The sequence below is a fragment of the Pirellulales bacterium genome (genome assembly GCA_035939775.1).
GTDB lineage: Bacteria > Planctomycetota > Planctomycetia > Pirellulales > DATAWG01 > DASZFO01.
Map to the genome: position 1 here is coordinate 1 of DASZFO010000366.1, position 8,089 is coordinate 8,089.

Annotated in this window: 9 protein-coding genes; all 9 read right to left on the minus strand. The window is 63.2% G+C overall.

The genetic code is table 11. The annotated features are described in order from the left end of the window. The coding region (locus VGY55_24215) for a DNA gyrase subunit A (protein ID HEV2973094.1) at nucleotides 1–805 on the minus strand (805 nt) is incomplete at its 3' end. A 446-nt stretch (nucleotides 806–1,251) separates the two neighbouring features. Continuing rightward, nucleotides 1,252–3,381: a penicillin-binding transpeptidase domain-containing protein gene (locus tag VGY55_24220; GenBank protein HEV2973095.1), complete on the minus strand. Its 2,130-nt coding sequence runs from the start codon at nucleotides 3,379–3,381 to the stop codon at nucleotides 1,252–1,254. 37 nt (nucleotides 3,382–3,418) lie between these two features. Next, complete coding sequence (mreD, locus tag VGY55_24225; GenBank protein HEV2973096.1) at nucleotides 3,419–3,922, minus strand: rod shape-determining protein MreD; 504 nt, start codon at nucleotides 3,920–3,922, stop codon at nucleotides 3,419–3,421. A gap of 38 nt (nucleotides 3,923–3,960) precedes the next feature. Next, the gene (locus tag VGY55_24230; GenBank protein ID HEV2973097.1) at nucleotides 3,961–4,953 is read right to left on the minus strand and encodes a rod shape-determining protein MreC; all 993 of its coding nucleotides are present in this window, start codon (nucleotides 4,951–4,953) and stop codon (nucleotides 3,961–3,963) included. After that, the gene (locus VGY55_24235; GenBank protein ID HEV2973098.1) at nucleotides 4,946–5,995 is read right to left on the minus strand and encodes a rod shape-determining protein; all 1,050 of its coding nucleotides are present in this window, start codon (nucleotides 5,993–5,995) and stop codon (nucleotides 4,946–4,948) included. The genes VGY55_24230 and VGY55_24235 overlap by 8 nt, the downstream gene beginning before the upstream one ends. An 89-nt stretch (nucleotides 5,996–6,084) precedes the next feature. Continuing rightward, nucleotides 6,085–6,324, minus strand: coding sequence for a hypothetical protein (locus VGY55_24240; protein HEV2973099.1), 240 nt, complete (start codon nucleotides 6,322–6,324; stop codon nucleotides 6,085–6,087). Nucleotides 6,325–6,435: 111 nt separating this feature from the next. Beyond that, nucleotides 6,436–7,272 carry a hypothetical protein gene (locus VGY55_24245; protein HEV2973100.1) on the minus strand — a complete coding sequence of 279 codons (837 nt, stop codon included), beginning with the start codon at nucleotides 7,270–7,272 and terminating at the stop codon, nucleotides 6,436–6,438. 213 nt (nucleotides 7,273–7,485) lie between these two features. After that, a complete protein-coding gene (locus tag VGY55_24250) occupies nucleotides 7,486–7,617 on the minus strand; it encodes a hypothetical protein (GenBank protein ID HEV2973101.1) in 132 nt (43 codons plus the stop codon). A 99-nt stretch (nucleotides 7,618–7,716) separates the two neighbouring features. Then, the coding region (locus VGY55_24255; GenBank protein ID HEV2973102.1) for an ISAs1 family transposase at nucleotides 7,717–8,089 on the minus strand (373 nt) is incomplete at its 5' end.

Genomic DNA, 8,089 nt, shown 5'->3' on the forward strand with positions numbered 1-8,089 from the left:
CGTTGCGGATCGCCGAGATGCCCTTGATCCGATCGTCGTTCACCAATTCGGCGATTCGCTCCTCGATCCGATCGCGGGCTTGCTGGAACGGAATCTCGTTGACGACGATCCGGAACCGGCCCTTGCCGTATTCTTCGATGCGGGTGCGGGCGCGCAGCGTGATCGTGCCGCGGCCCGAATGGTAACCGCGGCGGATGCCCGTGCGCCCCATCACGACTCCGCCGGTCGGGAAATCCGGCCCCGGCACGATCTCAAGCAGCTCGTCGATTGAAACGTTCGGCTCATCGATTAGCTTCACGAGCGCTTCGCAGATTTCGCCAAGGTTGTGCGGCGGGATCGAGGTGGCCATGCCGACCGCGATGCCATTGGCGCCGTTGACCATCAAATTCGGGAATTTCGACGGCAGGACGGTCGGCTCGAGATGCCGTTCGTCGTAGGTTGGCACGTAATCGACCGTGTCGAGCTTGAGGTCTTCAAGCAGCAGCGCCGCAATCGGCGACATGCGGGCTTCGGTGTACCGCATCGCGGCCGGCGGCAGCCCGGCGATTGAGCCGAAGTTCCCCTGCTTGTCGATCAGCACGTGGCGCATGTTCCACTCCTGGGCCATGCGGACCAGGGTGGGATAGATCACGCTCTCGCCGTGCGGATGATAGTTGCCGCTCGTGTCGCCGGAGATTTTGGCGCACTTGACGCGGCTGGCGCCCGGCGTGAGATTCAGGTCGTTCATCGCGACGAGAATTCGCCGCTGCGACGGCTTGAGCCCGTCGCGCACATCGGGCAACGCCCGCGCCACGATCACGCTCATCGCGTAAGTCAGGTAGCTATCCTTCAGCTCCTGCTCGATCGGCAACTCGATAATCCGCCCCGGCGGCGGCGCGGCGGCGCCTGAGCCGTTGCTTCCCGCGCCGTTTTCCAGGCCGTCTCCCGCTTCGGCATCGCCATTGCCGGCGGGGAGCGAATTCTCGGGCTCGTTAGGGTCGCTTGGTTCGTTGGAATCGGTAGACAAACAACAGTCCTTTCAGCGAAGACATCCTGGCTCTGGCCGATCCGTCCGAATTGCCCAGAGTGGCAAGCCAAATTGTGCGATTTTGAAGCCCGGATTGTATCGCTTTTCGGGGTTGCCGACAACCGCTTGGCGGGCGCGAAAAGCCGATTGCAAGTCTTTTTGCCATTTTGACTTGCATTCACCGGCCTCGGGCTGAAACCGAGCGCGGCACGGAAGCGGAAAAACGAGGCGTTTTCTGCCCCAATTTAGAGACGCGAAAGGGCGGAACGTTGCTCGAAATAACCGAGCGTTTGGAGACATTCGACCAGCCGTCTGGCGACCGGGCCGGCGCTGGCGGCCGCGTCGCCGGCGTGTTCCAAAACGACGACGAAGGCCACTTGCGGGTTGTCGGCCGGCGCGTAGCCGGCGAACCATGCATGGTCGGCTGTGCCGTCGCCCGTCTCGGCGGTGCCGGTCTTGCCGGCGATCGAGACGCCCTCGAGGGCGATCGTCGCGTGCCCGGTGCCTTGCGAATCCGCCACCACGCGGCGCAGCCCCTCGCGAACGATGTCGAGCTTCCGCGAATCGAGACCTGGGATTGGTTGCGGCGCGGAAATGCCAAGGTCGGGCAGATCGGAATCGCCGGCCGAATCGCCCGAGTCCGATACGGGCAAGCTAATCCGCTCAGCGACGTGCGGCGTGACCAATTGCCCGCCGTTGGCAATCGCCGCCATCATCCGCACGACTTGCAACGGAGTGGCGGTCAACGAGCCCTGACCGATCGCCAAAGTCTCGGCGTCTTCGTGACGGCGCGGCCTGCTCGTCGACGGGGGCGCCGCCGCTTCGATCGCCGGCAGGTTTCCGGCCACTTCTCCCGCGAGATCAATCCCCGCGCGGGCGCCGAAGCCGAAGCGGCGCCCCCAATCCACCAGCCGCCCGGCCCCGAGCTGTTCCGCGTGGTGAAAGAAATAAACGTTGCAGCTTTGGGCCAGCGCATCGACGAGCGTCATCGGGCCATGTCCGATTCCATAACGTCGATAGATCATGCACCTCTGGCTTTCGGGCGAGTTCAAGTAGCCCTGGCAAACAAACGGCCGGTTTGGATCGAATGCCGAGCTGTCGAGCAAAGCAATCGCCGAGACCGTCTTGAAAACGGAACCGGGCGGAAGGGCCATTTGAATCGTACGGTCGAAGAGCGGATGTCCCGGATCGGCAAGGGACCGCTGGATGCCGGCCGCGTCCGAGTCGGCAAACACAGCCGGCTCGAAGCGCGGAGCGCTGGCGGCGGCCAGGATCGCCCCGTTGCGGACCTCGATCACCACGATGGCTCCTCCTGATGTCCGCTGGCCACGATCATCTGAGATCGAAACTCGTCTGGACAGGGCGGCATCCAAAAGTGCTTCGGCCGAGCGCTCGAGCGCCGGATCCACGGTGAGCACCAAATCGTGCCCCGCGACAGGATCGCGTTCGATTTTCGTAGCGAGCAGTCGTCCGTGATGGTCGAGCCGGTCGAGCGCTGCGCCGTCTTGACCGCGGAGCAGCGCATCGTATTGCCGCTCGACTCCCGCCTGGCCGCCGCGGCCAGCCGCGTTCGGCGCCGCGCGAACGTATCCCAGCAAATGCGCGGCCGAGGACTTGCCGGGATAAACTCGCCGGCTGCCGCGAATGATCTGGACGCCCGGATACGCTTCCGGGCACCCTTCGATCTCGGCCACGGCCTCGAGCGAAAGGCCCTCGAAGACGACGTGTTCCTGAAGTTCCTCAGCGACCGTGATGGCTGCCGGCGGTTCGTCGTTGGCTTGAAAAAGGGCCTTGAACAGCGTGCGCCCCGCGGCCGAGAGCCAGGAGTCGTCTGGCGAGGCGTTCTCCTGCGCTGAATCGGCTCGTCCGCGCTCGTCCGCTTGGCGAGAGTTGCCGGGGCGGTTCACTCGTTCCGACAATTCGCGAACGTGCACCTGAATTCGGCCGCAGCGGGCTTGCCACTCTTCGCTCGACAGCCCGCAAAGTTCAGCCAGCCGGCGCTGCATTTCGGCCCGCTCGCCGCGAAGGCGGGCTTCCTCCGCGGCCAAGCGCTCGGGCTGCCGGCGCTCGCGCGGGGTCAATCGCGATCGAGCGGTCGTACGGAGCCAGTGCGGATCGGGTGGCTCTTCCAGGTAGCGATAGCGTAGGGCCAAGGCGATGAGCGGCTCGTCGGCGGCGAGCACCGTCCCGTCGCGGGCCAGGATCCGCCCGCGAGTCGCCGGAACGATGCGGCTACGCTCGATCGGCCGCGTCGATTCCGCGCGGTATTCATCGCCATAACCGATCTCCAGCACGACCAGCCGTCCGAAAACGCCCGCACAAGCGATGACGAATCCGGCGAGCAGCCAGCGCAGTCGCTGAGTAGGAACCGACATGTCGCTTGCGCGTCGCTCATCCTTCATCCTTCATCCCTCATCCCTTGACCCTCGCCCCTTGCCGACGACCTTCACCAAGCCAGCCGACGACCATCAGCAGCGGCAACGCCACGCCGGTCGTATACACGCCGACGCCGACTGCCCGTACGGCGAGCGAAGGCCAGGGGAGCGTTGTCTCGCCGAGGAGCCGGCAAATCACGACCTCACCAATTGCAATCGCCGTGGTCGCCAGCCAGACGACCGCCAGTCGCACGATGAGATGATTCATGTCGAGCTTGGTGCGGAGCCAGGCCACCGCAAACCCGACCAGGGCAAACAACCCCAGCCCGACGCCAAGCAGGCCGGTGGAGGTGAGATCGAATGCCAGGCCGACCATCGCCGTCGCAACGAATCCGCGCCGCCAGCCCGTCAATAATTGCCAGACGATCGCGACGAGCGAGAGTAGATCGGGCATCACATGCCGCACCTCGAACGCCGGGACGAGCGTCGTCTGCAGCACCGCGGCAATGTACGTGGCAAGGATTAGAAAGATGACCGCCATAGTTCGAGGACTCAAAATCCAAAATCAGAAATCCGAAATCAGTAATTGGCGACGCGCGCCGGATTCAGTTCCATTCGCAGCACGGCGACTTCGCGCGGCTCGTCGGCGCCATCGGACGGCTGCATCCAGATTTGCCAATGCGCCGCGGCGCCCGGGTGCTCGACGCGAACGACCGTGCCGTAAAGCAGCGGCGCGGGCAGAACACCGTCGCCAACGGTGTAGACCTCGTCCCTCACCGAAACCGGTTCGGTTGCCGCGACCAATTCGATTTGGCAAAGCCGATCGCCGCTGCCGACGAGCACGCCCCGCGGGCCGAGCCGCAATTGGCCGCCGTCGCGATGGGCGAGTTGCACCGTGTCGCGATAGCCCGAGTCCGTGGTCCGCCGGACGAGGCTCGTGTGCGCGGCGACCATCGCCAACTTGCCCCAGACGCGGCGGCCGGCTAATACTAACCGTCCGGATTCCAATCCGAGGTCATGGCCGCCGTCGATCAGCGATCGGGTGTCGGTTGACGCTTCGGTACCTTCAATGACCAGCGCCCCAAGTGATGCTCCGGCACGACTGCCGACATCGAGCAACTGGCTGCCTCGCAAGAATGTCTGCGCGGCATGACCGAGCACGCGGGCGGTAATCGCTTCGGTCCGCAACAGCGGTTCGGTCGGCGAGCCTGCTTCGCCGCGGGCGGATGGATCGGCCGCAAGGACGCGCGCCGCATTGAGAGTGGCCTCGAGGCGTCGATTCCGCTCTTCGAACTCTTGCAATTTCCGTTCGGCCTCGGCCAGCCGCGTCGCGTCGTCGAAATCGATCCGCAAACAGGCCAGTTTATCTCCCGAGAATTCGATGGCGCCGGCCGCGATCGATTGTGCTGGCTGCAAACAGGCGCTCCAGGCGTTTCGCGCCGGTTCGGTCAGGCGCGCCGGCAAGAGATAGAGCACTGCCGCCGCGGCGAGTAGAATCGCCAGCATGCCGGGCAACGACGTCAACCGGCTCAAACCATCGCGCCATTTCGGCTTCGGCGAATGCTCAGACATCGTCATCGCTCGACTCCAATGCGCCGCGCCAAGCATCCAAACGCTCCAGGCAAATCAGCGTGCCTTTTGCCACGGCCGTGAGCGCATCGGCCGCAATTCGCGCCGGGACGCCGGTCCGCTCCGCAGTGAACCGATCCAGCGCGCGAAGCAGCGAGCCGCCACCACAGAGCACCAAGCCGTGGTGCGCCAAATCGGCCGCCAGATCTGGGCTGCACCCGTCGACCGTCTGCCGGATCGCATCGACGATCGATTCAAGCGGATCGGCCAGCGCCTCGCGAATCTCTTCGCTGGTGATTGTGAGCCGCCGCGGCAGACCGCTGGCGGCATCGGCCCCGGCCACCTCTTCGACCAGCTCCTCTTCGAGCGGATAGGCGCTGCCGATGTCGATCCGCAATTGCTCGGCGGCGGCCGGCCCGACACGAAGACCGTATCTGCGGCGAAGATAATCCACGATCGCTTGATCCATGTGATCGCCGCCGACGCGGAGCGAGCGGCACGAGACGATGTCGCCGACGCTGAGCACGGCGACCTCGGTCGTGCCGCCCCCGATATCCACCACCATGCTCGCGATCGGCTCGGCGACCGGCAACCCGACTCCGATCGCGGCGGCCTTCGCTTCTGGAATGAGCAGCACCTCGCGCGCCCCGGCGCGTTGGGCGCTATTGAATACGGCCCGCTTTTCCACCGGCGTGATCGAGCCGGGCACCGCGATCAGCACGCGCGGCCGCGAGCTGAAACGGCCGCGCCGCACCTTCCGGAGGAAATACCGCAGCATTGCCTCGCAGAGATGGAAATCGGTGATCACACCGTCCCTGAGCGGATGGACGACCGAGATCGATTCGGGTGTGCGGCCCCACATCTGCCGGGCAAGATGCCCGACTGCGCAGCCGCCGGACAGGACCTGTCGCGCGCGGGCGCCGACCGCCACGACCGACGGTTCATTGAGCACCAGCCCCTCGCCGGGAACGCTGATCAGCGTGTTGACCGTTCCCAGATCGATGGCCAGATCGGAACTGAAATATCCGAAGACGCGATTGAGCATCCATGCTCTCGCAGGGGCTGGGGATTGGGGGCTGGAAGAAGTGCCGAAGGACTATTGCTTCGTACTTTGCACTTCGTACTTTGTACTTGTTACGGACTTGGCGTTGGGTTGACGGCGGGGGCGGGTTGAGGTTCGGGGACAGAGGACGCTTGCGCGTCTTGCGGGACCTTGACCTTCATCTGAAAGGCATTCATCTCCAGATACAGGAACAGGCAGCCTACCATGATGAAGATCAATGACAGGATCAGCATCATCGTGTAAATATTCGCCCGCTGTTTCTGGACGAACACGCCGCGTCCCGAATCGGCTTTCAAGTCTGCGATTGCCACGCTCTGCCTCGCGGGATACTTCTAAGAGATTGATGTCGTGGTTGTCGTGGCCGACGCTGCCAGCGTCGGATCGGGACCGACGCTGCCAGCGTCGGCTACGTTCGGAATGTTCTAGGCCTTCAACTTCGTCGCGACTTCGTCGTCCGCGTGGATCGCTTCCTGCTTGAATTCCTTGAGGATCATGCAAATCGCTTGATGGGGGTGGGCTTCGAGGACCTGAATCCGGCCCAGATATTTGCTGCCGCGATAAACCTCGAGCGTGTTGCCTTCGCGGAGCCCGTCGTCGCTGCCGAGCGAAATCTCGACCCGATCATCTTTATCCATTGCCAGGATTCGCCCGCGGAGCGGCGGCGGTTCGCCGTTGGCCGGATCGGCGATGGTCGCGCCGAATTTCTTCAGGATCACCGTCGCTTTAGCCACGTCGCTCGCCAGTTGCTTGTTGCGCTCCTCGAGATCGCGCTTTTGACCCATCGCGATGTGGAGCTTGTCTTCCGTTTCGGTGGCGAGCTTGAGCTGCTGATCCACCTTCTTGTTGGCGTCGCGAATGTCTTCTCGCAGGGCAACGTTCTCCTTCCGCAGGTCGGAAAGACTTTTTTGCTGGTCTCCCAGCAGGTTCGCTTGGGCGTCTAAACGCTTTTGCTCGCCGGCGACCGCGGTCTCCAGTTCGGCCTTGTGCTCTTCGGCCTTGGCAATCGCGGTCTGGGCCTTGGCAAGTGCTTGCAAGTGGCTCGCCTTTTCGGTCGCCAACACGCCTTGGTATTTCAAAACGTCTGCGCGGAGATCGGCCGATTCCTTGCGGGCTTCGGTCAATTGCTCCTTCCAGCCCCCTTTGCCCGTCACAGCGTCGTGCCAATTCTGATGGGTCGCAAAGACCATCAGACCCATGGTCATAAACACGGTGCTGGCGACCATAATGAGTACGACGAAGATTTTGCCGACGAGATTCATCGGGCCTCTCCTTGGAAATTCAACAACATCAACCGGCCACGATCACGCTACGGTTAAAGGGCGGTCAACCCGAACTGTCGTTCCGGGTCGGAAAAACAGACATGCGACGATCAAAGTTCCTATCCCAATGGCAGATACGCCGGGAATTACCCAGTTAGTATAACTTCGATCAATCGCAGGTGTCAATTGTGGCCGTGAGAATCGAAGGGCGAACTACTGTTTCAATAAGCCCAGCTTGGCGAAGAGCGGTTGAGGCTGATAGGCATTCTCGCGCGGGGTTGCCATGATATTTTGGCAGTTCCAGAAGCGAAGCAGACCGATCACGGCGTTTCGGCAGGCGGCCATGACTTGAGGGGCGCGACCCTTTCGGATCCGGCTATGATCCTCGCCAAAGCTGACATCGCGCACGTAAGGCAAGCGATTTTCAATGCCCCAGTGGCCGCGTCAGCAAGCCATCGTCCAAGCCGCCGAGGCCCGCGAGCGGTTCAAACTGGTGATCGCCTGGCAGACTTCACGCTGGCAAAATGCGGCATCGCCCGTTACCACGCGACCTCGAAGCACCAGCCCCTTCAGCAGTTCCAGCACCGTCTTGGCCTCGTTGGTTTTGCTGTCGACCGGCATCTGGCTCAGCACACAGCCGGTTTGATGATCGAACGCAGACAACCAATGCACGGTGCGCTGGTGGGACTGCAACGTCCCACAGAGAGTCTTGCCATCCACCGCCACCGGACGGGGACTGCTTGATTTGGGCAGCATGGACAGGGCGTCCTGCACCCAGCGACTGACGGCCTCTTCCAAGGCCTCGGGCACGATCCGC